This window comes from Pseudoalteromonas luteoviolacea NCIMB 1944 (assembly GCF_001625565.1).
GTDB lineage: Bacteria > Pseudomonadota > Gammaproteobacteria > Enterobacterales > Alteromonadaceae > Pseudoalteromonas > Pseudoalteromonas luteoviolacea_F.
Window position 1 is genome coordinate 43,294 of the sequence record NZ_AUXS01000044.1, and the last position, 25,212, is coordinate 68,505.

The following is a 25,212-nucleotide window of genomic DNA, read 5'->3' on the forward strand; positions in this document are numbered from 1 at the left end:
AGCAAGCTTGTATCTCCATAAGAATAAGATATAGGGACCAATCTTTGGTCAATATTGCAACTCAAATACTCACAATTATCAATCCAAGCAAACTGAGAACACTATGAAATTAAAAATGTCATTTTTGAGCGCAGCAGTGTGTTTAGCGCTAGCAGGGTGCACAGCGACACCAAGCTCACAAGACTCAGCCCAAGTTGAACAAGTTAAAAAACAATACAACAATCATTTGCTGAAAGAGTACACAGGCCCATATCAAGGTGTTCCTCAGTTTGGCGAAATGAAACTCGAAGACTTAGTACCTGCTGCTGAAATCGCACTGGCTGAAAACTTAGCTGAGCTTGAAGCCATTGTGAACACCTCAGATGCCCCAACCTTTGAAAATACCATTGCTGCACTTGAGCGCTCTGGTAGTGCCACAAATCGCCTATACGCTTATTTTGTCACGTACATTACTAATCTGTCTTCCCCTGAAGTACGCGAGCAACAAGCGATTGTGATGGCTAAGTTGTCTGAGTTTGAATCTACGCGCAACCAAAATAAAGCACTGTTTCAGCGTGTAAAAGCGGTTTATGAAGGCGCAGAATATAAAACATTAACACCTGAACAGCAGCGTGTTACTTGGACTCAGTACAATAGCTTTGCACGCCATGGTGCAACATTGGAAGGGCAGGCAGCTGAACGCTATGCAGAAATTAACCTTGAGCTATCAAAGTTATACACTAAGTTTGGTAACAATGTCCTTGCCGATGAAGAAGGTTACACAACTTTCCTAACAAAGGACCAACTATCTGGTTTACCACAAGCATTTATTGATTCGGCAGCGAGTGCCGCTGAGAAAAAAGGTCAGCCGGGTAAGTTTGCGATCACCAACACTCGCTCTTCTATGGATCCGTTTTTAACCTACTCAACAGAGCGTGAATTGCGTAAAGCTGTTTGGCAAAATTACTATAGTCGCGGCAATAACGCTGGTGAACACAATAACAAGGCCGTTATTTCAGAGATCTTAAAGCTACGCCGTGAACGTGTTGAGCTACTTGGTTTTGAAGACTATGCTCAGTGGCGACTAGAAGATCGAATGGCGAAAAACCCTAAAAATGCCATTGCTCTGATGGACAAGGTATGGCCAGCTGCGATTGCACGCGTAAAAGAAGAAGTTGCGGACATGCAAGCAATTGCGGATAAAGAAGGCGCAAACATCAAGATTGAGCCTTGGGATTACCGCTTCTATGCTGAAAAAGTACGTAAAGCCAAGTACAACTTAGATTCAAACGAGATTAAACAGTATCTGCAGCTAGACAAGCTAACAGATGCGATGTTTTATGTTGCGGGACGCTTATTCAACTATGAGTTCTCACCTATCCAAGACGGGTCAGTACCTGTGTACCACCCAGATGTCAAAGTATGGGAAGTAACTGACAAAACCACTGGCAAGCACATTGGTTTGTGGTATCTAGACCCATTTGCTCGTCAAGGCAAGCGCTCTGGCGCATGGGCGGTTTCATTCCGTAACCACACTTCTATCGATGGCAAGACAAATGTCTTGAGCACTAACAACTCAAACTTCGTAAAAGGCCCAGAAGGGCAGGCGACGTTAGTTTCTTGGAGCGATGCAGAAACCTATTTCCATGAATTTGGCCACTCGCTGCACGCACTGTCTTCAAATGTAAAATACCCTAGTTCAAACTCTGGTGTACGTGACTACACAGAGTTTCAATCTCAGTTGTTAGAACGTTGGTTATCAACCGAAGAAGTTATCAATAAGTTCTTATTACACAATGAAACAGGCAAACCAATGCCACAATCTTTGGTTAAAAAGATCAAAGAGTCTTCGACGTTTAATCAAGGTTTTGCAACGACTGAATACCTTGCATCTGCCATTATGGACATGAAATTCCATACCACAGATCCAGATAAGATCGGTGACCCAGTTGCATTTGAAAAAGCACAACTCGAAGCGATCGGTATGCCAAGCGAAATTGTTATGCGACACAGAACAACGCACTTTAGCCATGTTTTCTCTGGCGAGGGTTATGCGACCGCTTACTATGGTTACCTATGGGCTGAAGTACTGACTTCTGACGCGGCTGAGGCCTTTGCCAATGCACCAGGGGGTTTCTACGACAAAGATGTTGCAAAGCGCTTAGTTGACTACCTTTTTGCGGTTAGAAATGCGATGGACCCAGCAGAAGCCTATCGTAAATTCCGTGGCCGCGATGCCGATGTGAGCGCACTGATGCGTGACCGTGGTTTTCCTGAAACTAAATAAGGCCAGGTTCTAAATAATAAAAAGGGCGTTAAATTACACGCCCTTTTTATTGCTATCCAACTTAACTCGCTGACATACTTGTCAACCTATTCACATAGTTGGCCATGCTCATCTAGCACTTTAATTCGCTTAAGCTGCTGTATAAGAGTTGCCATATTGAATGGCTTTATGACAAATCCATCGACTTTCTTTAGCAATATTTCCTGTACCCGCTCTTTACTATTTTCGCAGGTTACCATTAGCACAGGCACTTTTGCCAATTGAGGCGTGTCTCTAATTGTATTTAATAACGTTAATCCGTCGACATGTGGCATATTAAGGTCTGAGACAACCAGTTGATATCTACGTTTACCCAGCAACGTTAGTGCTTGTTTTCCATCGATTGCTTCGTCAATATCATCAAAGCCAAGCTTTCTCAGCATATTAATCATCACATGACGCATGGACGTCATGTCATCAACCACCAAAATTCTCATCTTATATCCTTATCAGCACGCTTGGATTAAGTGTCGAACTTCAAAATTAGACAATTTTTAGCCTCTTGTCTAACCCCTTTACAGCAACACCTAAACCCAGTGTGATAATCAATGCTTTTACTCGAGCAGGACGCATCAACTATGATAAAATTTAACGATACAACTCATCACTCTAGGGGAAGGAAAATGCGCTGTGAAGAGACAGATCTCATTGAAGTAGCATGCATGAAACACTTTATGCTCAAGGTGGCCACACTGAATAAAGTGTACCAGGGTGTGGCGAAAGACATCGTGTACAATAGTCAACGAGCACAATGTCTGCTTGTAGAGCAAGACGGACAAGAGGTTCTTATTGAGATGGACTCAATATTAAAGCTCACAGCCTTAACCCAAAACCCTTTTTTTAAATCGATTAACTTTAAAACCGACAATTAATCGGGCTGTAGAGACAAAGACATGAATACACTGAGCGGGTTGTCCCTGTATAAACCAAATCGCTCACATCTTTCAAATCCTAGGGATTCATACAACTTAATTGATTCTTCCTGTTTCACCCCAGTTTCCAGGCGGATCAAGGGGATTTGGGCATCGCCTGCATAGTGCAAGAGGATCTGCATAATACGTTTTGATAAGCCTTTACCACGGAAGCTTGGTTTAACATACAAGCGTTTTATTTCACCATATAAAGTTTTATCAAACTGTTTGACAATGGCACCACAAGCCACAATCTCTGATTCATTTTTCAACCCCACCGCTCGAACATTAGGCTGGTTTAACTCCACAAGTGCCAGCGATTGATCACTCGCGATTGGGTAGAGGGTATTCATTAAGCGATCTATTTCTGCAAATAAATCTTGTACGTTAGGATCATCAGACGTTAGCTCTACTAGCTGCATAGGGTCCCTTTTACATTGTTATTTTGTCGCTCGCAAATTTTGCGAATACACCATTATTGGCTGTATACATAGTTATCACAACAAGTCATGGGTCGATCTCTGTGGTATTCAGCCTAGATAAAATTGAAGGCCGTCGCTCATGTAAACAATTCAGTGTAATCTAATTTGACGCAAGTATAACGGAAAATAGTTTAAATGTTATTAAAATGCGATTTATCGCAGTAAATGGGTACAAAACAACTCAAAAAGTTCAAAAAGTCGTCTTAATCAGAGAGGTAGGTTTTGGCTGTTGTTAGCCAATTGAATAGGCTGCATTGCTCTGGCATATTTTAACCCAGCTTGCACAAAGGCATTTCTATCCTGCTCACTGTGGTAATGATAAGCCCACAACCTGTTACGCTGCGAGTGAGAGTACTCTCGTATTAAATCTTCTATCCCACTATGACTGGGATTACCTTTTACAGCACAATCATGCAATATGACTTCGCCGTCAGAACTGACATGCGTTAATAACTCTGGAATAGGACGCGTGTCCCCTGAATAGAATACAATGCTAGGTATATGCAGTGCAAAAGCAGAGTTTGGCGCGTGATGGCGAACAGGATAGGTCCACAGCTTAACACCCAGATGCCAAAAAGATTCGGACACAGGGTGTAAAATAAAGGTATGCCATACATCAACTTTAGTCTCTGCTAATTTTGTATATCTCAGCATCGCACATAACTGTTGCACCAAAAATACCGGCACATACAGTCTGACTTGGTGTCCTGATAGGGCAGCCTTAAAATATAGTTGCTCTAAACCACCAATATGATCGTAATGTAAGTGGGTGATAAAAACAGCACTTGGCAAGCTATCTGGAAATACCTGTTCATATCGGCTCAACGTATCGTGACCACAGTCGATTAACAGCCAAGGTACTGAGCGACATTGCAACACGCAAGCTGAATTGCCTAGCTCAACAGAGCTGGCATCACCCACACCTAAAAATAATGCAGCATCTGGAAAACTCTGTGTATCAAAGGGCTGGGCTAGGGCCGGGGATACGGGCATTTCTTGAAACATTATCAAGCTCTTCTGTCAGCAGTTCTGATCCAAAGTTACTTACACATATTGACAATGTCATGACATCAAATTGGCGAATTTATTAAATTAAAAACTAAAAAGTGGTCAAAAATACAATTATGATATTCTCTTTAAAATAAAACCCTTTAAAAATCAAAATTTTAAAAAATTTGAATTTATGGCCCTATCTTTGCTCTCAATACTGAACAAATTACAATTAGAAGACTCATCAGATGAAAAGAATCATTACTCCTATCATAGCCGGTTTACTACTAAGTGGTTGTGTTGTGCATGTTAATGGCAATGCACAAGACGATTTAGTACAACAAACACAAACACTTTCAATTCCTGCTCAAGGATTAAGCCGCCTTGCAATTGATAACAATGCTGGAAATATTGTGGTTAAGGGCGTTAAAAGCGCGACAGCTATTTCATTAACAGCCAATGTTTTCACAACATCTGACAGAACCTACACGTTATCTTTAGATAAACAGGGTGATGCTGCAAAACTGATTGCCAAACATGACACTGAAGTAAGAGTGTTTTGGTATGCACAGCACAGCCCAAAAATTGATATCGAAGTCACTGTACCCGAGCATTTACTCGTCGATGTACAAGATGACTCAGGCCATATCTCGATTTCGAATGTTGAAGCAGTGGCAATCGATGATAACTCTGGCCACATTGAATTAGCCAAAATCCGAGGCCAAATCGAAATTGATGATGACTCAGGCAGTATTTCAATTTCGAACGCGCTTGGTAATATCCGTATTGAAGATCAATCAGGCGATATTGCCATTGATTCAGGCAAATCCGTAGAAATTGAGGATGACTCAGGCGATATCACTCTTCACAATATTCTTGGTGCCATTCAACTAAAAGACGGCTCAGGTAAAATCGAAATAAGTGGTGGCAAGTCTGTAGAGATCGAAGATAATTCAGGTGATATCACGCTTAGTAATGTTGTGGGCACCATTGCGGTAACCGATGGCTCAGGTGAAATTGAGATCGACGGTGGGCTATCCGTTGAACTACATGATGACTCTGGTGATATTCGAGTAGCCAATATTGAAGGCGATGTAAACATCGTTGATGGGTCGGGTGATATTTCAGTAGCCCGAACGCAAGGCCAAATTGTAATTGAAGATGACTCTGGCGATATCGAAGTGCGCGACGCGCAGCAATTGAATATTAAAGAAGATGGCGCTGGTGAAGTAAAGATCTCCAATGTAAAGCACGTATACAATATCAATAGCAACGGCTGATCCTGCCTGCCAGCCTAGGCAACTACGCGTGCTGTATGCTCTTAATAAGGAGCATACAGCTAACTGAAAATATAAAAAATTCTTACGTCGAAGTGATAGTCCAATAAATTGATATGAGTGCTTATGCAAAAGGCGACATATGCATGCAAAAAATGCATATCAATTAGGCGATGTTAATAATAATTACCTATACCCCCACTCTTCAAGTTCTCATAATATGGCTCTTTTGCTTTTTAATCCTATGGGATCGCGGTGTTTAAGCTTCTTATATCTACGTGTTTACTATCACTTTCATTTGCCAGTTTTGATACACATTCATCGAATAGCTTTGAGCAATATAAGTCTCAAGCTGAAGCCAAAGGCAAAAAAGATAGACACGCATTGCTTGAACAATCGTATACATTACTTGCGGACCCAAGCTTAACAGCGCAGCAGCGCACCTATGTACTGCATCGCAGTGCACTTCACTTTGTCAGAACCAATCAATTTACAAAAGCGGCAACCCGCCTCGAAGAGTTTTCAGCTCACTTGGCGCAATTCCCCAATACCGTTTTTCTTGGTAAATACCATTGGGTAGCAGGAGATTTGGCCATCCTGGTAGGAAATAGTAAGGACGCTAAGTACCACTTTGAACAAGCAATATCCCTGTTTTCCCAGACCAAAGATGTGCGCATGCAAAGCCATGCTCACCGTATGCTCGCCAATGTTTTATCTGAGCAACGAGATTATTTTCAAGCGCTATCTCACGTGTTTCAGGCAAAAGATAAAGCCAACCGCATTAATAACGTACATTTATTTAGTGCAGCGCTAAGCACAGAAGCCCGTATATATCGTGATTTTAATCAATTCGACAAAGCTCTTGATGTACTAAATCAACAGCTCGAGTTTCAAACGGGACAACCTGATGTCAGCTTGACACATATTTCATCAACTTATTACAGCCTCGCTCGTATCTACGAAAAGCTATTTGATCACCCAGCAGCGATAGACGCACTAAATAAGGCCTATGATATTGATACCAAGCTTGGTGACAAAAACTATATGGGTGTCGCAAAGCTGCACATAGCAGAGCAATACATTGCCCTTAAGGATCTGGCTGCTGCCCGCACAGCTATCAATGAAGCAAGCGCGCTTTTCGAACAGATTGAGAATGCCAAAAACATAGCGAAAACAGATGCCATAAAGGGACAAATTGCGCTTGCCAATAGCAACTATACCGAGGCAATAAAACTGATAACACAGTCACTTGCCCAGTTAAATGAGCAAGACAACGTGAGCTTATTCAAAAGATATCAAGTATACCTAGGTCAAGCATTGGCGCATGTTCGACCTAAAGAAGCTATTGAGTTGTTGCTAAAGCGACACGACATAACGAATAACGAAGTTAACTTGCAAATACTGCAAAGCCTCGCTGTGGCGCACAAGCATTTAGGCGATTTTGAACAGGCGTTATCTTATCAAGAGCGTGCTTTTACGATGAAAACACAAATTGACAAAATCGCTATTTCAACACGCTTAGAAGCGAAAAAGCTCAACAGTGAAATAGGTCTGAAGCGACTTGAGGTCAACGAGTTGCAAGCTGGGCTTGCCAAACAACAAGAGGATACAAAAACACGTACCGTGGTCCTTGCTGCCGCAATTATTGTATTGATTAACTTTTTATTGCTGTTTTACCTGTACCATTTGAAACGTCGTCGAGTAATGGAAAAAGAAGCTGAGTTACTTAGTCAAAGTTTAAGCCTGAAACAACAGTTACTTGCAGATGTATCCCATGAACTGCGTACACCTTTAACCGTTTTAAAGTTAAACATTGAAGCACTGGAATACAACCTAACAGAAGACCCAAAAACCACTTACCAAGTATTGCAACGTAGGTTAGATATGCTCAATACGCTGATTGCAGATATTTACGAATTAGCCCAAGCAGATACCAATAACTTGCGCCTTGAGTTTGAAACGTGTCAAGCGCGGTCACTGTTCGATGACCTTGCTGTTGCCATAGCGCCTATTTTGGACAACTCAGATATCAATGTCTTGTATGTCAACCAGTTACCTGACTCCTTACACATTGAGTGTGACATTAGCCGATTAAATCAAGTCTTCAACAACCTAGCGAGAAATAGCGTACATTATACGGATCAACCTGGAGAGATTAAAATAAGCGTTTTCCAGCAGCAGCAAACAGTAGTTTGCCACTTCGAAGACAGTGCGCCAGGGGTGAGTACAGAAGCGCTTGGCAAATTGTTTGAGCGCTTGTATCGCTGCGACAAGTCTCGCAGTCGAGATCTGGGAGGTTCAGGCCTTGGTTTGTCCATCTGCGAAAAAATCATCGAATTACACCAAGGAAGTATTGAAGCCAAACACAGTGACTTGGGTGGCATCGTGATTCAATTTACTTTACCTATAAAGGCATAACACACTTACAAAAGCCACCAAACTATTTTTTATCCTCTATACACCCTGATTCCAGTATGACTTAGACCCACACAACGACGTTGACGGCTTGCCAACGTATAGCATGGCTAATCAATTTGTCATTTAACGTCTATATTTTGAATATGCTTTGATTTGACTGGCGCTAACCAATCACTTTTATTGATTAGTCTGATTAATTCAATCAAATATACAAATCACCAATCCGACGACATAATAGCTCCATCAACTTTCGAGGAGAATATAAAATGCTAAATAACATTGAAGGCCAAAACGTTCCAACTGTCACTTTTCCAGTTCGCGTAGGTGAAGAATTTCAACAAATTACATCAGATGAATTGTTCAAAGATAAGACGGTTATTGTCTTTTCACTACCAGGTGCGTTTACGCCTACATGCTCTTCAACACACTTGCCAAGATATAATGAACTGGCAAATGTTTTTAAACAAAATGGCGTAGACGACATTGTATGTATGTCAGTAAACGATACCTTTGTCATGAATGCTTGGGCAAAAGACCAAGAAGCAGACAATGTCACTCTTATTCCTGATGGTAATGGTGAGTTCACAGATGGTATGGGCATGCTAGTAGATAAAAGCGACCTTGGTTTCGGTAAGCGTAGTTGGAGATACTCAATGCTTGTTAAAGATGGCGTGATCGAAAAAATGTTCATCGAACCAGATTTACCAGGCGACCCATTTGAAGTATCTGATGCAGACACCATGCTTGAATATATCAACCCAGAACAGAAAAAGCCTGAACCAGTTTCGATTATCACAAAGCCAGGTTGTCCGTTCTGTGCCAAAGCAAAGGCACTACTCAGTGAAAAAGGTTTGGCATACGAAGAGTTAGTGCTTGGCCAACAGGCGAGCTTAACCAGCTTAAAAGCCTTGTCCGGTCGTGAAACTGTGCCTCAAGTATTTATTGGTGGAGCACATATTGGCGGCTCAGATGATTTAACAACTTATTTTGAAAATAACTAATAGCCAGCACTGTAAAGGGGCATGACAGCCCCTGAATACTACTTTTCCAATCTTTAGTGAGGTAATAATGAAACAGCTTGAAACAGATGTCATAGTGATTGGTGCAGGTACAGCTGGCCTTAGTGCTTATCGGAATGCTAAGCAATTTACACCCAATGTGCTGATGATTGAATCAGGCAAGTATGGGACAACTTGCGCACGTGTTGGTTGTATGCCAAGTAAACTGTTAATAGCTGCTGCTGAAGCTGCCCACCATATAGAGCAAGCCCCGCAGTTTGGCGTAATGAGCGAACCTGCCAAAATTGACGGTCAAGCAGTGATGGCGCGAGTACGCAGTGAAAGAGATAGATTTGTAGGCTTTGTTGTGGACGCAGTCGAAGAGTTACCCGCTGAAGATCGGATTATTGGACATGCCAAATTTTTGGACGATCAGCGTGTTCAAATTGACGACCACACAGTGATCACTGCAAAACGCTTTGTTGTTGCAACCGGCTCCCGACCTAATATCCCGAAACCATTTTTGGCTTTTGGAGACCGACTTATCATTAATGATGACGTTTTCGATTGGCAAGACTTACCTGAGTCCGTCGCAGTATTTGGACCCGGTGTTATAGGCTTAGAACTCGGTCAAGCACTTCATAGGCTGGGCGTAAAAGTTAAGCTATTTGGAGTTGGTGGAAATATAGGCCCACTTACAGATCCTGTGATCCGAGACTATGCAAACACAGTGTTTGCAGAGGAGTTTTATGTAGATACAGATGCAAAAGTCTCTGATATGAAAGTAGTCGATAATAAAGCGCAGCTAACTTATATTGATAAACAAGGCCAAGCACAAACTGAGCAATTTGATTATGTGCTTGCGGCAACGGGTAGGGTGCCCAATGTAGATTTACTAGGCCTTGAAAATACATCTTTGGAACTAGAAGACCATGGCGTGCCCCTTGCGGATCCGCATACAATGCAGTGTGGAAATAGCCATATATTTATCGCCGGTGATGCGAGCGATCAAATCCCGCTGCTACACGAAGCGGCCGACCAAGGTACGATTGCTGGTGTCAACGCAGGGCGTTACCCAGATATACGTAACGGTTTAAGACGCACACCGATTGCGGCTGTATTTAGTGATCCACAAATTGGGATGGTCGGAGACAACTATGCGCAACTTACGGCAAATTACGGCGAATGTGGATGTTACGAAATAGGTGAAGTAAGCTTTGAAAACCAAGGCCGAAGCCGCGTTATGTTGAAAAACAAAGGCCATATGCGTGTCTATGCAGAGCAGGGGACCGGTCTATTCTTAGGTGCCGAGTTTGTTGGACCTGCGGCAGAGCACATCGCACACCTACTGGCGTGGGCTATTCAGAACAAGATGACCGTACCACAGATGCTCGATATGCCATATTATCACCCAGTGATCGAAGAGGGAGTCCGAACAGCATTGCGTAACGTCAATGCCAAACTGAAATTTGGTCCTGACATAATTAAACACTGTTTAGAGTGTGGTCCAGGTGCTTAAATACATATAGTTGTGTGACAGCAGGGTGAGCGAAACTCACTCTGCTTTACTGTAGAAATATTCTGGATCGAAAATCTCTGGCTGACGGCGTTTAATGGTTTTAAGTGCATCATTCATTTTGTCTACAACATGCTTATCTACCGCCTTGTTACAAGCAAATCCTAAATAAGATGAACTCAAAGGCATCACTATTCGATAGTGTTTTGGGTTAATACCTGCTCGTTTAAATTGGTATCTTGCAATTACATCTCCATATGCGATGAGATCTATGCGTTTCAACTTTAGCATTTGCACCAACTCAAACCCCGACGCCAAAAACACTAAACTTTCCTTATCAATACCCGCTTGGCGCAACAATTGGTGGCCAATATCATTTTTTACTACACCTATTTTTAGATCACCAATACTTGTTAAGTTTGAAAGCTTATAGCTAGTCTCTTTGTGGCCAATGATAGCAACATGATTGTCCATTGTCGGACCAATAAACTGAAATAACTTGGCGCGTTCTTCTGTATACGTCATGGAAAATATGCAGGCATTGCGATTTGACAGAGTCATTTGGTATGCCCTTGGCCAAGGTAATAACATCACTTCATTGTCGTCAAATTTCCATCCTAAATCTTGATAAATAAGCTTGAGCGCCTTAATTGAGATCCCCTCGACTTGACCATTCACATGGTAGTTGAATGGAGGGTAATCTTCTGTAAACCAAACAAGTTTCGGCTCTTTAGCCAAAGCGCTGTGCGCCAGCATCACGACAAATAGAGTAAAAACGAATTTAAACATTATAAGGTTTCCTAATTCTATTTTAAGTGTAGATGCTAACACTCAGTTTGTAAGGCATGAGTAAAGTGATAATTCCCCTCATAGATTAATATGGTTGCTATATCAATGCGTGTTGACTTTGTAAGTAAGCCACAAAGAGGAACACTTTTCTTAGCAAGTTTTTGCGTTATTGAGATTCAATGACGTTGCTTACCTGCTAAAAAAAACTCTACTTTGCCACATCGCTTACAGGCAAACATATCAAGTTGCTCTTTGTTGATAAAAAACTCAGCTAGATTGCCCAACAAGCCCCAGCGCATACCTTCATGAAACTCTTTCGTGCCAATAAACGTCAGCGGGATAGCGCACCTAATACAGTCGACTGGCGTATATTCCTCATTGTTTGATTGGCTTTCACCTTTAACGCAACTGCAATTCCAGCAAACTTCAAATGTGTCATCTTCGATCTCCATTTGGCAATTACCACAAATCCAACTCATACCATACTCCTGATAATTAAAACCGGTCTATGACAATTAGACTCATGCAAATATAGCGACAAAGGATTTATCACAGCTACTTTCAAAATTCTCGGCTTTACCTGCATTTCGCCCTAAAAACTTAATCCTGGTTCGATGTACACAGATAAAAAAAGCAGCCTGCGCTGCTTTTTTCAGATTAAACTTCAATTAAGCTTTCTTAATCGCTTTTTTCAGTTTTTTGATTTTTGCTTCATGCTTAGCAATCTTTTTAATACGCTGCTTCACTTCTTTCTTTAGCTTTTTAACTTCAACTTTCTTGGCCATCATTATCTCCTTTTGGTGCTTTGTGCTTAACTTTGTGTTTGCTCACAAACCTTTTAATGAACTTTCTTATTTCACGAGATGAGCTGGTTTCAAGCTCATTACAAAGCGCGACAAATTCATCTCGCTGGGCTTTGTTTATTCGCACAAGTAACTGCGCATCTTTATTTTTTGCCATACCTAAACCTTTTTTGTATATACAAACGTATATACAAAACCGAACCGTGTCAACGATCGTGCTGAATAAAAAACACCCAGCTCATGCCATGTCCTAATATGACCTAATCTTGTCGAAAACACGTATCTACGCCTGATTGCAAAACCTTTATATTTTTAGGAGTTCCAATAATCAACACAGGTAAAAACCATGACAAAAGCACTTATTATTATTGATACTCAGGACTCATTTTTTGAAACAGACTACTGGCAAGACAAAGACTTTGGCGTATTTAAAAATAACCTAACGAGTTTAATCAGCCATTTCACCACGACAAAACAACCGATTGTCAAAGTCCTGCACAGCAGAGAAGATGCGATAGGTAGTCCATTCAATCCAAGCTCTGGGCTAGTAAAACCAATGGACTTTTTACCACAACAGTTTTCCAAGGTTTTTTATAAGTCGGTTCACAACGCCTTTACAGATACCGGGCTTGAAAATTGGCTAAGACGCAATCAGATTGATACGCTCGTCATTACAGGGATCAGAACTGAGCAATGTTGTGAGACCACCGCCAGAGTCGCATTTGATTTAGGGTTCAAGGTAGAATTTGTCACTGATGCAACACTGACGTTTGACATGATCTGTCCTACAACTGATATTCAGTACTCAACTTCTGATATACAAGCAAAGACAAATCTAGTGCTGGCCAATCGATTTGCATCGATCCGCGGGCACAGTGACTATTAACTGTTTACCTGCACAAAACAAGTGAACTCCATGCTTGTTTTTATCAATTATTTCTTATCACGCTGATACGCTTTATGATACGGCGTGATTTTAAGCAATGGCGAACAACCGTGAATATCTATTTTGTTTTCGTAGCAGATACCCTCCCTCTCGATTTTGCTGGGCCCTTGCAGGCATTTTTGGAAGCTCGGCGATTGGGTGTATCCTTTGATATAAAGTATGTCAGCGCTTCAGACCAACTGATATGTGATGGCGGGTTGCAACTACAAAATTTGACGCCTCTACCGGAAAAACTAGAAGCTGACGACATTATAGTCATTCCGGGTTGCCACCATGCTTTTGAAGCATACTCAACAGAAGCGTCACTTCAAACCATACAATGGCTGAAAAATACCATAACTCATCAGGCAATTTTGACGATCTGCTCCGGCGCAGTGCTTGCAGCCAAAGCCGGATTATTATCGCATCGTACTTATACCACTCACTTTCACCTCATAGAAAAAATGCGCCAAGCATTTCCTGAATGTGTCGCACTTGAAAACCGCATTTTTGTTGAAGACAACAATATTATCAGTAGTGCGGGGATCAGTTCAGGTATTGATATGGCTATCTACTTTATCGCGACTCGATTCGGCGAGCACATTGGCGCACAGGTAGCGCAGGAAATGCTAGTGTATTTTCGTCGCACCGGTCAGGACCCACAGCTGAGTTGTTGGCTTCAATATCGCAACCATATGCACCGAAGCATTCACAAAGTCCAAGATACCATTTGCAGCAACGTAGACAAACATTACTCCCTTGAACAACTCGCCACGATTGCCAGTCTGTCGCAACGACAGTTAAGCCGCTTATTTTCACTCCATTTAGGGATAACACCACGAGAGTACTTACTGCACATCAAAGTCGGTCACGCAAAACAACTTTTAAAGCACAGTAATCAAAGTATCGAAGTGGTTGCACAGCATTGCGGCTACTCAAGTGGAAGGCAGTTTAGGCGTGCGTTTACGCAGGTTACACAGCTAAGTCCACAGCAATTTCGCCAACAACATGCTTGTTGAGCTGACTTCGAGCTTGAAAGCAATGTACAACGATGCAATGACGAGTAGATCAGAAATAGGATTTATATTATCTTTATGAGCGTCTAGACTCAAAGAAACTGTAACCTACGGAGCGTGTATGAGTGATTTATTACTCTATATCCAATTACGTTTAGAACCAGGCTGTATGGGGCCACAAGGTAAAGACCATATTGAAGCTTTTTGTCAAAAAGAAAACGCAGGCCCTTGGCAAAACCAGTTCGCAACTGTCAGTGTAGTGCCTAGGTACGATAAAACCTTACCCGAATGGGAATATAGAGTAAAAAACAAACTGCTAAGTGCAGAGCAAGCAGCTAAGTTTATAGCCATGCACGACACCACTAAATCTGAGTTGGAAGATAACATCGAGTCGTATATGGCCGAAGAAATAGATGCGTATATGGACGGAAAGTTATAGTACCCAAAAGTCTACCACTTTCAACTAGAAGGGATGTTTTAAACAAGCTTCAGTGTCGCTATTTAACATGATGTTTTCCAACATATTTGGTGTACATGTTAAATACCTCTGTATTTAAGCGCACACTGAACACCTCCAAGCAGGTTATTTTTTTTGCCGCCGCAATGTAGAGGCTCGCTAGCAGCAATATTGCGGTAAATAACTGATTTTGCCAACCATTAAGCAACCATTGTTGTGCCCATACTAAAGTAAAATCGCTTGAGAGTGGATATAAATAATAGATAGGCCACTGAAAGCCGTCAGGTCCTTTCGACCCCAGTACGTCACACAATATATGTAGGTGAAAACAAGTAAATGATAGCGCCCAAACCACATGCTTTTGCGCACTCGCAAGCCATGCACATATCGATGCAAAAATAACACCTGTAACTAAATTATGCGTTAAGACATGATGTAATTGACCATACCAATTAGTGGTTCCGATGAGCAGATCAATTACAAGCCCTAAACCATCAAGATCGGCTGCAACCCCAGAAACAGTGACTAAAGAGCGCTCTCTTCGGTGCTTGAGTAATGTTGTAGAAATGGTCCAACTTAGTAAAAAATGTGTTCCGGGTGCCACGTAGCGCTCTCAAATTTAGGTGCTACATGCGTTCAACAAGTCGAATGCAGCTAAGGTCACTGATATTTGTACCTATAAGCTTACTCACTTAAATTGAATGCTCGCTTAACATTATTGGTAGACAAAGAAAGCCGCATTTCAGCGCATTGCATTACATGAGAAAACGGTCTTACGCGGTTTAGATCAAGCTTTAATATGACGCTTTAAGGCTGTCATGTTATCAGTGTAAACCCCCTGTACAATCTCGATTGGCGCCAGTATTTTGCATAAAAATTGTTACTTCAGCCACAACAAAGCCAAACTTTTTAATATACGAACGATTCATCAAACTGCAATTGTCGAAGGCCCACATCCAGTCATCGAAGACAACTCGGTATGTCGTATCATCGACTGGTAAGTCCATTTCGTATTGCCACCTTAAAGCATTTCCATACGTAGTGCCTATCGCGGTAGTCGCGATATCAGGTGCGCTTCCTACATATCCACTGCCATTTTTGCTAATGGTCCAAATGCGGTGTTTGACTCCATCCCCATATCCGTAGCTAAACTTTTCATCCAGTACCAAACGGCCATCACCGTCAACAGAACCGTTTATATTAACTTTAAAGCGTTGCACCAATTCACCGTTACGATTTTGCACTATGCCCCAAGCCTGAACCCGTCCATCAAAAAAATTGTACACATCTATTTTTGGGGTCATGTTTTGATATTCATCGCTTTGCACTGCACTTTGACACCCAGACAACAGCAACATCGCTATTAGTAAAAAGACCTTATTCATGATTTCCCTCCGATTAGTTTTGCACGCATTGCTGGTTCAGATGTTTTGTCTCCTAGCCAAATATCAAAAAACCACTTAGTAAAATTCTGATCTTTGATTTCCCCCAATAGTTTGCTGTTATCGTAAAACCGTGTAGCGCCGTCTTCTCCCCTTACGCCAAAGAGTGAATAGTTATCTGTAACATTGGGAAATATTGCCTCCATTTGACCTAGCCACTGTTGACCGAGCTGTTTGTTGTTAAACCCTTGTTTTTGCATCTCTTGCAAAGACCGTTTCGCAATCTCTTGGCCATTTAAGTCCCGTAAATAGGTAAGCTGCAATACAAAAGGCTGCTGGCTGTCAAACAGCCCGGTAGCGGAATAAAGTCGAATATCGTAAATGTCCCAAAACAAATAAGTCATCCGTGCAGTTTGACCGACTTGCTTCAAATTCTTAGTTAAATTTAACGCGTCAACTTCGTTGCTGTTGGCAAATCCGCCCATGAGCAGTAACAATGCCATTAGGCTATATTTAAACTGTTTCATTTTTAATCCGTCAGTTATGTTCAACAGTTTGTACGTTTGATGCGAGTAGATTGTTCACAAAGCCCAATTTATCCTGATCTCGCTTTATCCTAAGTTGGGATCAAGTTTTTACTAATTACAGCAAAAGTGCATACTTAATTGGCTTGCTATCTAGCGGGGTTTCTCAAATTATAAAATTGACAAAACTGGGTGACAAACCACTGTAGCTTTGGGTCACACTGACGCGTTTTATGCCAGTATAATTTAACTCGGTAATTGGGGATCTCTACTGGCGGTTTATGAATCATCAAATCACGCGTTTGGGCCACATGTTCTGCGTATTTTGCAGGCAGCGTCAAAAGCCAATCAGTGCCAGCCAATAACGAAGGGGTATTTAACATATGCGGCGTAGCAAGTACCACTTTGCGAGACTTTTTGGACTGTGCCAATGTGTGATCCACAATACCTCGGGTTTCATTCCACGGAGCAATTAAAACATGAGGCTTAGACATAAATGTTGCCAAAGGGAGCTTCTGCGGCAAAGATTGAGAAGCACAACTTAGTGTCACGTATTCCCCCTCAAACCACTTCAACTGCGAGAGGCTTTCAGATGTTTCTTGTTGATGCTCAAAACCACACACAATATCTAGTTTTTGCTCTTTGAGCGCTTGAACCGGAATACGCTCTTCAAGCTGGATGACCTGAATAGACAGATTGCGAAACTGATTGAGTAAGTGACGCAAAAATGGTTTTAAACACCAAGCGGTATAATCCGTCGCAGCCAGTGTTATACGCTCGACTAAATGTGGCTCAAATGGTTTAGCGCCTTGCAGTCCAAGAGTGATGGCTTCAAATGCAGGCATAACATCGGCTGCTAATCTATTGGCATACTCTGTCGCTAGCATTTTATTGTTTTCTCTAACAAATAAATCGTCTTTTAGGCGCGCTCTGAGCCGGGTCAGCGCATGGCTACATGCCGACTGACTCATATGCAAAATATTCGCGGTTTCTGTGACCGAACCTGTTTCATACAGCACAACAAACAGCTTCAACAGATTTAAATCTATATTTGGTATATTACTCATGTATTTAATGCATACATCAAGTGCAAACTATGCACTTTATTCATGTGTAACTTAACAGTACACTGCTGTATATCTAAGTCAAACAGGAATTACCAAAGATGAGCCTAACTATTCGCCCCGCTCAGATCCAAGATGCTGCGACAATTTTGCACTTTATCAATGAGCTAGCTATCTACGAAAAAGAACCAGATGCGGTCAAAAACACTGTGCAAGACATTGAAAAAAAGCTATTTGGTGATGATGTCCGGGCACATGCCGTCATTTGTGAACAAGGCGATGAAGCGATTGGCTTCGCGGTTTACTTCTTCAATTATTCAACTTGGTTAGGTAAATATGGCCTGTACCTTGAAGATTTGTACGTCGCCCAAGATAAGCGTGGTGCAGGTGCCGGAAAAGCGCTTATGAAACACTTAGCTCAATTGGCAGTGCAAAAAGATTGCGGCCGCTTCGAGTGGGTTGTACTTGACTGGAATAAGCCGGCCATAGACTTTTACCAAAGCATTGGCGCAGAGCCGCAAGATGAATGGATCATCTACCGCTTAACCGGACAAGCGCTTAAAGACTTTGCTGAGCAGCCATAAGCACCTATTAATCGATATATTTATTTTGCATTGCTTTGAGCTCCGGTGGCAAAGCAATGCCTTCACGCTCAGCAATGGTAAACATGGCTCGCTGAATAAATCCACCATAAATATTGCCGGCATTATCTGTGATCTGCCAATCTTCAATATCGTCTATCTGGCAAACATAATTGTGTGCCATCTTACCGGTATGAGTGATCGGTGGAGTTACCAAGAATACGCTGACCTCATCACCTTTGATCCCCTCTACATGTGCACCTAGATGCTCTACAACACCTCCATCACTTTCAAAGCCCAATTTTACAAAAGCGTCATTGGGATATCTTAAAAACAATATTCTAAATTCGTCTAACGACGCTTTTGCCAGCGCAATAGCCTCTAATACAAGGGGATCATTGGGATCGGTCTCAATTGGCGGAAAGTCCTGAGACTCTGAACTGTATCGGTTATGTAACCAAAAACCTGCGAGAATAATGACAATTATTAAACCCCAGTACATATTTTCTCCTAGCCACCTCATTTCCATATATTAAGTGCAATTATTTAACACAAACTAAGACAAATCATAGACCAATAACACCTAACTTGAATTAATTTTGTAGTTAAGAAGGGGGGAGGTTAGTGATGAGTAAGCTACTTAATTCGCCACGTTATGCAGTCAGAAGTGCATGGCACACGGTTACGACGGCTACAGACAGTAAAGACCCTAGTGTTTGGATACAACAGGTCAACATCCCATATGTAAACAAATGCAAAAATTAGAATTTTCACAATCATTTACAATAAAAATATTAATTATATAAAATGTGCCTTAAGCCGTTCTTTTTTGTTCTCGCTTAGCTTGTTTTCGGCGCATACTATTGCCAAGTAAATCCTCTCTACTCACCAAAAACCCACAAATACTACTGACTACAATGTAGATACCATACATAGACCCTATGTAAACCCAATCATTTTCACTGGTCAAAAGTGATAGATTCGTACCATCATTCACAAACATCACGTTAATAATTGAGAATACAAAAACAGCGCGATAATACAGTGCGTGTCCTAAATGGCTGGCAAAAGCTGCGACAAGTAAGGAAAATAAGGCTAAATAGAAACCAATAACCGAATTGGCACCCGGTTGATAACTTGGGTAGATGGCAAATATCGAAATCAATACCGAGATCCATCCCGATAGGTGATAAATCATTTTCAGTTCCTTTGAATTAAAATGTTATTTTTTGTAAACCAAAGTATTTGGCGATTATGGTAGATGTAATGCAATTTCGCAACTCCTTTGAGGTGACATACATGAAGGTTAATTTGTTAAAATTGCCGATACACGATTTTTTAATGCAGGAATTGCATTTATTTCAAACCATGGATTCTGCTTTAACCAATATAAATTACGTGGACTCGGATGTGGTATGGGCATTTGCTCAGGCATGAAACTTGCCCACTCTCTAACTGTGTCTGTTACATTAGTAAAGCCTTCTAAGTGGTATGCTTGCGCATACTGTCCAATCACTATCGTAAACTCAATATTGTTAAACTCAGCGAGTAATTTTTTTCGCCATGTAGCTGCACAGATTTTAGGGGGGGCTTTATCTCCAGATTTGCCCTTCCCCGGATAACAGAACGCCATTGGGACAATAGCAAACAAGGATGGATCGTAAAATTGCAGCTCGCTAACGCCTAACCATGCCCGCAACTTTTTACCACTGGCATCATTGAACGGTTTCCCTGTTTTGTGGACACTCATACTTGGAGCCTGACCCGCAATGAGTATTTTCGCTCGCGCGCTTCCCTGTACGACAGGAGAGGGATCATGTTCAAATTGTGCACTGCACAGGCGGCATTGCGCTATTTCATTTAATAAGCTCATAAAAATATCTTGTAATGCTAGGGTGTTCAATCGTCAGTAAAAATAGACCGATTGAAGCAAATAAAAATTCGCCCAATTAATAAACTTTTTCAAATACAGAGCTTGCGCTGCACACATAGAATAAATTAGTTTTCAAAATAAAGATTGTATTACCAATAAATTAATTTCACCTCTTTTTTGTAGCCAAAGTTTTAACAGTTCTCTTTCGGACCCAGATAGTTGTACATTAGGCGCATTTAGTAATGATAACTACTGTCATTTACAACACTATTCGTAGATAATCATCGATCTGATAAAAAACTTTAGGAACATTATGTCACAAGCCGATAATGCTTTGACTTTTCAGTACAGGCTGAGCGTTTTGTCCCGATTTTGCGCTGCAATTTTGGGCGGTTACTTTTTTACTGCTTACAGTATTTCTTTGTTAAGTCTGTTGCTTCCCACAAGCAAAGTAGATGCCGTTTTGTACAGCGTGTGCTTGAGCATTTTAATTTACAGCTGTGTATTCATTGCCGTATTTTCCGTCCGCTCACTCATACATATCTGGGCTGCACTTGTTGTTAGCATAGGTGCCATAGCATTACTCATAGGCTATATTCAGGGGGGATCATGAAAGATAGCTTTTTTCGATCTATGACTTGGTTACATACATGGGTTGGCCTCTTGATGTGCTGGTTGTTATTTTTAATATTCTTTGCCGGCACTATTAGTTTTTTCCGTCATGAAATTAGCCTGTGGAATCAACCAGCTGTGCACAGTATCGAAAATAACAAAGTACAGCAAAGTGCATTGATCGATGCGGGGTTAGAATATTTAGGGAAAACAGCACCTGATGCCAACCGTTGGTGGATTGGTCTACCATCACCTAGGCAGCCTGAAGTGCAAGTTTCTCATCGACATAGTCAACCAGATGGTCAGCGTGATAAATGGATCGATGAGCGGTTAGATCCAAATACGCTTAATCAAGTTGATGGTCTCGTCGATACCCGAGGTGGTAACTTCTTTTACCGGTTACACTTTGACTTACACTATATGGACCGTAAATTGGCACGCTGGCTAGTATGTCTTGCTTCCTTATTTATGCTAATAGCGCTTATTTCAGGCATTGTAATTCACAAGCGTATCTTTAAAGATATGTTCCAGTTTAGGCCTCAAAAAGGCGTCAGGGCATGGCTAGATGCACACAACTTGTCTTCTGTTCTTGCGCTTCCTTTTCATCTCATGATCACCTATACGGGACTAGTGACATTAATATTCATGCTCTTTCCCGACCCTGCAAACACCTTATATGAAGATGGTGTTAAAGGGTTCAGAGCTGATTTTTATCCTGAGCGTCAGCGCACAGAAGCGACAGAACAACAGTTATCCACTCCAGCCTTTAACAGTGCTTTTGAGCATTTTCGTCTCAATTGGCCTGAACAAAAAATTAAGCGCGTCATCGTTGACCATCCAAGTAATATGAGCGCAACTATCAAAATATATGGCGACAATGGTACTCTGATCCGCGATGAACACCCATACTGGCAATACTCTGGTACAACAGGAGAACTGCTAAAAACAGCACGACTAGACCCCAGTAGTGGGGAAGTTTTATACGGTGGCATGATTGCAGTTCATAGCGGGAGACTTGCTCACCCTGGCTTGCGGTGGCTTTACTTCATCTGTGGTATCGCTGGCTGCATTATGATTGCATCTGGCTGTATCATGTGGGCAAAACGCATCAGAGAGCGCCTAAAACCGGAGCAATCTCCCAGCTTTGGTCTAAAGCTTGTCGAAGCTCTGAACCTTGGTACCATCATGGGATTGCCTTTAGCTACTGCTGGTTTCTTTTATGCAAATAGACTCTTGCCAGCAGACATTGCAGATCGCGCTGAAAAAGAAATTTTGGCCTTCTTTATCGTGTGGCTAGCATCTGCGATTGCCGCGGGGATCCGAAGAAATAAACGTGTCTGGCAAGGCTTCGCTTACCTCAATGCCATTACTTGGCTACTACTGCCTATTTGTAACGCACTCACCACTAATGGAAACTTAATGACTTACATCGTGGAGGGTAAATGGATCCTAGCGAGCTTTGATCTTGCGTTTTTGGCTACCGCTGCGGCTTTTGCTCTACAAGGTAAAAAGCTCTCATCTAAGGTAAATGCAGTGAAGGTAAAGCCAGCTCAAAAGCGTACTTTAAATAGGGAGCAAAAAGCATGATTTATGGCTTGGCAACACTATTGTGCTTCGGTGCATTTTACGCATTTGCAATGGCCAAAACCCCTCATTACAAAAGCGTATTTGGCTCTAGGCCAAGCCAAAAACAAACTCAACAGTTTAAACTTGCTGCCTGGATCATTATTTTACTAAGTTTTCTAGTCAATTTAACGCAAGCTATTGGTTACGGTAGTTTAATGTTTTGTGGACAAATGGCGCTTTCAGTATTGCTAATTGCACTGTGTGTTACATACAAACCGCATTGGCTGAGATCACTTTTATACGTACTTCCTATCACAACTGGTGCTTTGGCAATTCTAATTGCTGTTCTGTAACCTATTTCAGCGGCTGCGCATCGAGCTGACAGCCGCTGAGATCACTATTTTACTAGCCTCACCATCAACTCCAGATAAAACCCCAACTTTTTTGGCTCCATTTACCCCTTAAGTTAGTAAAAAATTGATCTTGTTTGATAAACAAGTGCACTAAGCTAGTAAAAACCTGATCTCTCAACTGTATTCACCTTCTTACTGTTAGTAAAATTGTGATCTGTGACTGTTCGCTTAGTAAAAATATGATCTCTCTTCAATAATTACTCACTGTATGTTAGTAAAAATATGATCTCGTTGTAAGTTAAATTAATTCCAGTACGCTGAAATACATAGCCTTTATAGCTTCAGGCAAATATTTTGATTAAATAACAATCACGAGTTAGTAAAAATTTGATCTGTAAGATATCAACTCACTTTTTTACTAAGTATTGCTCTATTAGTTAGTTAAATTCTGATCTCATCGAGCTTAACTTAGTAAAAACCTGATCTCTTCAATATGATCTGTACAATAAAAAGGTGCGAACAGCGGTATTTGAGGGAGATAAATATCCTTGGTATTAGCGTGACAGCAAAGTTTATTGTATTTAAATTCAGTTCGTAAAATAATGATCTGGGCTGTATATACTCAAAGAGGTGCCATATGTCATAGCTACAATTTATGTACATACGACACCTTTTCTGCTGTCAGTCCTCGTTTTTTGACCAATCTAACTGCATATCCCACTTAAACTGCCGTTCATCTCGCAGAGGTGCCTGTGAATCATCCACTTGCTCAAGTACATTTTTCGCTTTCACCATGGTTGCATCGCGGCCAAATAGATAGCTTTGTTCTTTGACTATCGTTAGATATGCTTTATTTAAGGCCAATGCACGTTCTTTGGAGGGAGTGATAAGCTCGTACAAATTAACCGCTTTTTGTACTTTCTCTTTATCGACTTTGCCACCAGTAAACCACTTTTTAAGCATTTCTTGGTTTTGGCGGAATTCATCCCCCCCACCTACACGAGACATATAAGTAAGAAACTCACCTTGCTTTTCACCAAGGTTGGGAACATCTTTTTGAGTTTTTAAGTTGATGTAACCCCATCCAGCAGCCCCTTCGACCTTGCGAGCAAATGAAAATGTTTGGTCATAAGTTGAACCAACGGTCTTATGGCATCCATTGCAAAATGCCAATTCCTGAGCATGTTGAGGACGCAGCTCACCTTGGCTGTCTTCAATATAGCCATTGATTGTCCAGCCAAACGTATTGTTTATGCCCTTGTCTCCTAAATATAGCGTGATAGGTAGCTTTTCGAACTCTTTTTCTTTCGCTTCTCGATAGTATGAGGCTGCAATCTCTTGATTCGTTTTAAAGTTATGCTTTTTCATATAGCGCAACTCTTTTAACCTCGGCGCATTATAAATATTGCCTTGTTTATCAACCCCTAAGTACCGAACTGTATGCAATAATTCCGTGCCTTCGGGATAGAGCATGTGTGCTAATGGTGCGTTTGCATCCCCGACATATTGAGCTTGTTTTTTTATTAGGACTATCTCTGTCAACTGCCCATCATTATTAAGATCTTGTCCAATATGCTGTTCTGAAATAGCAGGGACAGAGATCTCATTAAGACCTTTTAGTGCCAGCTCGGTTAAGCTTAGGTTTGCCAAGTATACATCTTTGTTATATTGGCCTTTTAAGGTTTGAAAATTACGAGGTAGCCGTATCATTACGTCGCCAGTAGAGCCATTCGTAGGCCAAAATGTACTGGGAAAAGGCTTATAGTTAAACGCAACCCAGCCGCTGCCGTCACGCGCAAAGCCAAGCTCATCAAATGCTTTTTCTGGATATGCTAAGTTTTCAAGAGGTGTAATTTCACCTCGCCAATCACTACGCTGAGTCATTTTTTCGATAAATGGGGTATAGTTATCTTGTTCAATCCAGTTAGTAATTTCTTGATCTGAGATTGTTTTGATAAGGTCTGAACGATCGATAAATAAGTTTTTCCAGTGGTTTGTTAAACCCAGATCTGAAAATTCGTAATCACCTTGCAGATCACCATCATTCATAACATTTGGGCGCTTTTTTTCTCCGTGATATGACTGATGACAGGCGTAACACGGGTTATTTACTCCCTCTGTTTTGGTATAGCACTGCGGTGGGATCACCGATTCTGGATTGTATACTTCATCGTGCTCAATATACGCCATCGCCGGAATATCATCACCCGGTTGGTATGGTGCACCTTGACTCGCTAACACATCTTCTGTTGGTAAAATTTTGCTCTGCTCAGGTGCATCAGTACACCCAGCTAATAAAACTAAGGTTGCCAGTGTTGAAATAAGTAATGGGTATTGCATTTGTATGACTTCCATTTTTAATGCCAAAAA

The 25,212-nt window shown here is 41.4% G+C and carries 26 protein-coding genes; 12 read left to right on the forward strand and 14 right to left on the reverse strand.

From position 1 onward, the window contains the following. Positions 1–103 precede the first annotated feature (103 nt). Positions 104–2,266, forward strand: coding sequence for a M3 family metallopeptidase (locus N483_RS17130; RefSeq protein ID WP_023400065.1), 2,163 nt, complete (start codon positions 104–106; stop codon positions 2,264–2,266). Between the two features lie 86 nt (positions 2,267–2,352). On the opposite strand, the gene N483_RS17135 is transcribed toward N483_RS17130, so the two are convergent. Continuing rightward, positions 2,353–2,742 carry a response regulator gene (locus N483_RS17135; protein ID WP_023400066.1) on the reverse strand — a complete coding sequence of 130 codons (390 nt, stop codon included), beginning with the start codon at positions 2,740–2,742 and terminating at the stop codon, positions 2,353–2,355. Between the two features lie 186 nt (positions 2,743–2,928). Here N483_RS17135 and N483_RS17140 point away from each other — a divergent pair, with 186 nt between their 5' ends. Further along, positions 2,929–3,177 (forward strand): Rho-binding antiterminator, encoded by a 249-nt coding sequence (locus tag N483_RS17140; protein WP_036976596.1) that lies wholly within the window; start codon positions 2,929–2,931, stop codon positions 3,175–3,177. Here N483_RS17140 and N483_RS17145 read toward each other — a convergent pair. Beyond that, positions 3,174–3,638, reverse strand: a complete 465-nt coding sequence (locus tag N483_RS17145; RefSeq protein WP_023400068.1) for a GNAT family N-acetyltransferase — start codon at positions 3,636–3,638, stop codon at positions 3,174–3,176. The genes N483_RS17140 and N483_RS17145 overlap by 4 nt on opposite strands. Positions 3,639–3,905: 267 nt before the next feature. Beyond that, positions 3,906–4,703 (reverse strand): MBL fold metallo-hydrolase, encoded by a 798-nt coding sequence (locus tag N483_RS17150; RefSeq protein WP_023400069.1) that lies wholly within the window; start codon positions 4,701–4,703, stop codon positions 3,906–3,908. A gap of 233 nt (positions 4,704–4,936) precedes the next feature. On the opposite strand from N483_RS17150, the gene N483_RS17155 reads away from it, so the two are divergent. The 4 genes from N483_RS17155 (at position 4,937) to N483_RS17170 (ending at position 10,900) form a co-directional block, all read left to right on the forward strand. After that, positions 4,937–5,968 carry a DUF4097 family beta strand repeat-containing protein gene (locus N483_RS17155; RefSeq protein ID WP_023400070.1) on the forward strand — a complete coding sequence of 344 codons (1,032 nt, stop codon included), beginning with the start codon at positions 4,937–4,939 and terminating at the stop codon, positions 5,966–5,968. Positions 5,969–6,220: 252 nt separating this feature from the next. Continuing rightward, a complete protein-coding gene (locus tag N483_RS17160) occupies positions 6,221–8,383 on the forward strand; it encodes an ATP-binding protein (RefSeq protein WP_023400071.1) in 2,163 nt (720 codons plus the stop codon). Between the two features lie 266 nt (positions 8,384–8,649). Then, positions 8,650–9,384 carry a glutathione peroxidase gene (locus tag N483_RS17165; RefSeq protein WP_023400072.1) on the forward strand — a complete coding sequence of 245 codons (735 nt, stop codon included), beginning with the start codon at positions 8,650–8,652 and terminating at the stop codon, positions 9,382–9,384. Between the two features lie 67 nt (positions 9,385–9,451). Further along, entirely contained in the window at positions 9,452–10,900 is a 1,449-nt protein-coding gene (locus tag N483_RS17170; RefSeq protein ID WP_023400073.1) for a dihydrolipoyl dehydrogenase, read from the forward strand. A gap of 36 nt (positions 10,901–10,936) precedes the next feature. Here the strand turns inward: N483_RS17170 and N483_RS17175 are convergent, their stop codons facing one another. From N483_RS17175 to N483_RS17185, 3 genes are all read right to left on the reverse strand, one after another. Further along, positions 10,937–11,686 carry a substrate-binding periplasmic protein gene (locus N483_RS17175; protein WP_023400074.1) on the reverse strand — a complete coding sequence of 250 codons (750 nt, stop codon included), beginning with the start codon at positions 11,684–11,686 and terminating at the stop codon, positions 10,937–10,939. Positions 11,687–11,862: 176 nt separating this feature from the next. Further along, positions 11,863–12,165 (reverse strand): hypothetical protein, encoded by a 303-nt coding sequence (locus N483_RS17180; RefSeq protein ID WP_023400075.1) that lies wholly within the window; start codon positions 12,163–12,165, stop codon positions 11,863–11,865. 289 nt (positions 12,166–12,454) lie between these two features. Beyond that, complete coding sequence (locus N483_RS17185; protein WP_023400077.1) at positions 12,455–12,646, reverse strand: hypothetical protein; 192 nt, start codon at positions 12,644–12,646, stop codon at positions 12,455–12,457. 189 nt (positions 12,647–12,835) lie between these two features. Here N483_RS17185 and N483_RS17190 point away from each other — a divergent pair, with 189 nt between their 5' ends. The 3 genes from N483_RS17190 (at position 12,836) to N483_RS17200 (ending at position 14,869) form a co-directional block, all read left to right on the forward strand. Further along, positions 12,836–13,375 (forward strand): isochorismatase family protein, encoded by a 540-nt coding sequence (locus tag N483_RS17190; protein ID WP_023400078.1) that lies wholly within the window; start codon positions 12,836–12,838, stop codon positions 13,373–13,375. Positions 13,376–13,485: 110 nt separating this feature from the next. After that, positions 13,486–14,433: a GlxA family transcriptional regulator gene (locus tag N483_RS17195; protein WP_036976599.1), complete on the forward strand. Its 948-nt coding sequence runs from the start codon at positions 13,486–13,488 to the stop codon at positions 14,431–14,433. Between the two features lie 118 nt (positions 14,434–14,551). Next, complete coding sequence (locus N483_RS17200) at positions 14,552–14,869, forward strand: hypothetical protein (RefSeq protein ID WP_023400080.1); 318 nt, start codon at positions 14,552–14,554, stop codon at positions 14,867–14,869. 58 nt (positions 14,870–14,927) lie between these two features. On the opposite strand, the gene N483_RS17205 is transcribed toward N483_RS17200, so the two are convergent. The 4 genes from N483_RS17205 to N483_RS17220 form a co-directional block, all read right to left on the reverse strand. Next, entirely contained in the window at positions 14,928–15,491 is a 564-nt protein-coding gene (locus tag N483_RS17205; protein WP_023400081.1) for a metal-dependent hydrolase, read from the reverse strand. Positions 15,492–15,711: 220 nt separating this feature from the next. Further along, on the reverse strand, positions 15,712–16,272 hold the full coding sequence (locus N483_RS17210) for a DUF3833 domain-containing protein (RefSeq protein WP_023400082.1): 561 nt from the start codon (positions 16,270–16,272) through the stop codon (positions 15,712–15,714). Then, positions 16,269–16,796, reverse strand: a complete 528-nt coding sequence (locus N483_RS17215; protein ID WP_023400083.1) for a chalcone isomerase family protein — start codon at positions 16,794–16,796, stop codon at positions 16,269–16,271. Before N483_RS17215 ends, N483_RS17210 begins: the two co-directional genes overlap by 4 nt. A 146-nt stretch (positions 16,797–16,942) precedes the next feature. Beyond that, entirely contained in the window at positions 16,943–17,860 is a 918-nt protein-coding gene (locus N483_RS17220) for a LysR family transcriptional regulator (RefSeq protein ID WP_023400084.1), read from the reverse strand. A gap of 98 nt (positions 17,861–17,958) precedes the next feature. On the opposite strand from N483_RS17220, the gene N483_RS17225 reads away from it, so the two are divergent. Beyond that, a complete protein-coding gene (locus tag N483_RS17225) occupies positions 17,959–18,441 on the forward strand; it encodes a GNAT family N-acetyltransferase (protein ID WP_023400085.1) in 483 nt (160 codons plus the stop codon). A gap of 7 nt (positions 18,442–18,448) precedes the next feature. On the opposite strand, the gene N483_RS17230 is transcribed toward N483_RS17225, so the two are convergent. The 3 genes from N483_RS17230 to N483_RS17240 form a co-directional block, all read right to left on the reverse strand. Beyond that, the gene (locus N483_RS17230) at positions 18,449–18,940 is read right to left on the reverse strand and encodes a DUF2314 domain-containing protein (RefSeq protein ID WP_023400086.1); all 492 of its coding nucleotides are present in this window, start codon (positions 18,938–18,940) and stop codon (positions 18,449–18,451) included. 312 nt (positions 18,941–19,252) lie between these two features. Continuing rightward, a complete protein-coding gene (locus N483_RS17235) occupies positions 19,253–19,636 on the reverse strand; it encodes a hypothetical protein (RefSeq protein ID WP_023400088.1) in 384 nt (127 codons plus the stop codon). Between the two features lie 108 nt (positions 19,637–19,744). Continuing rightward, the gene (locus N483_RS17240) at positions 19,745–20,311 is read right to left on the reverse strand and encodes a uracil-DNA glycosylase family protein (RefSeq protein ID WP_023400089.1); all 567 of its coding nucleotides are present in this window, start codon (positions 20,309–20,311) and stop codon (positions 19,745–19,747) included. Positions 20,312–20,920: 609 nt separating this feature from the next. Here N483_RS17240 and N483_RS17250 point away from each other — a divergent pair. Together N483_RS17250 and N483_RS17255 are read left to right on the forward strand one after the other, a co-directional pair. After that, the gene (locus N483_RS17250) at positions 20,921–22,510 is read left to right on the forward strand and encodes a PepSY-associated TM helix domain-containing protein (RefSeq protein WP_023400091.1); all 1,590 of its coding nucleotides are present in this window, start codon (positions 20,921–20,923) and stop codon (positions 22,508–22,510) included. Continuing rightward, positions 22,507–22,842, forward strand: a complete 336-nt coding sequence (locus tag N483_RS17255) for a DUF3325 domain-containing protein (RefSeq protein ID WP_023400092.1) — start codon at positions 22,507–22,509, stop codon at positions 22,840–22,842. The genes N483_RS17250 and N483_RS17255 overlap by 4 nt, the downstream gene beginning before the upstream one ends. A 681-nt stretch (positions 22,843–23,523) precedes the next feature. On the opposite strand, the gene N483_RS17260 is transcribed toward N483_RS17255, so the two are convergent. Next, positions 23,524–25,182 (reverse strand): hypothetical protein, encoded by a 1,659-nt coding sequence (locus N483_RS17260; protein WP_023400093.1) that lies wholly within the window; start codon positions 25,180–25,182, stop codon positions 23,524–23,526. Positions 25,183–25,212 lie beyond the last annotated feature (30 nt).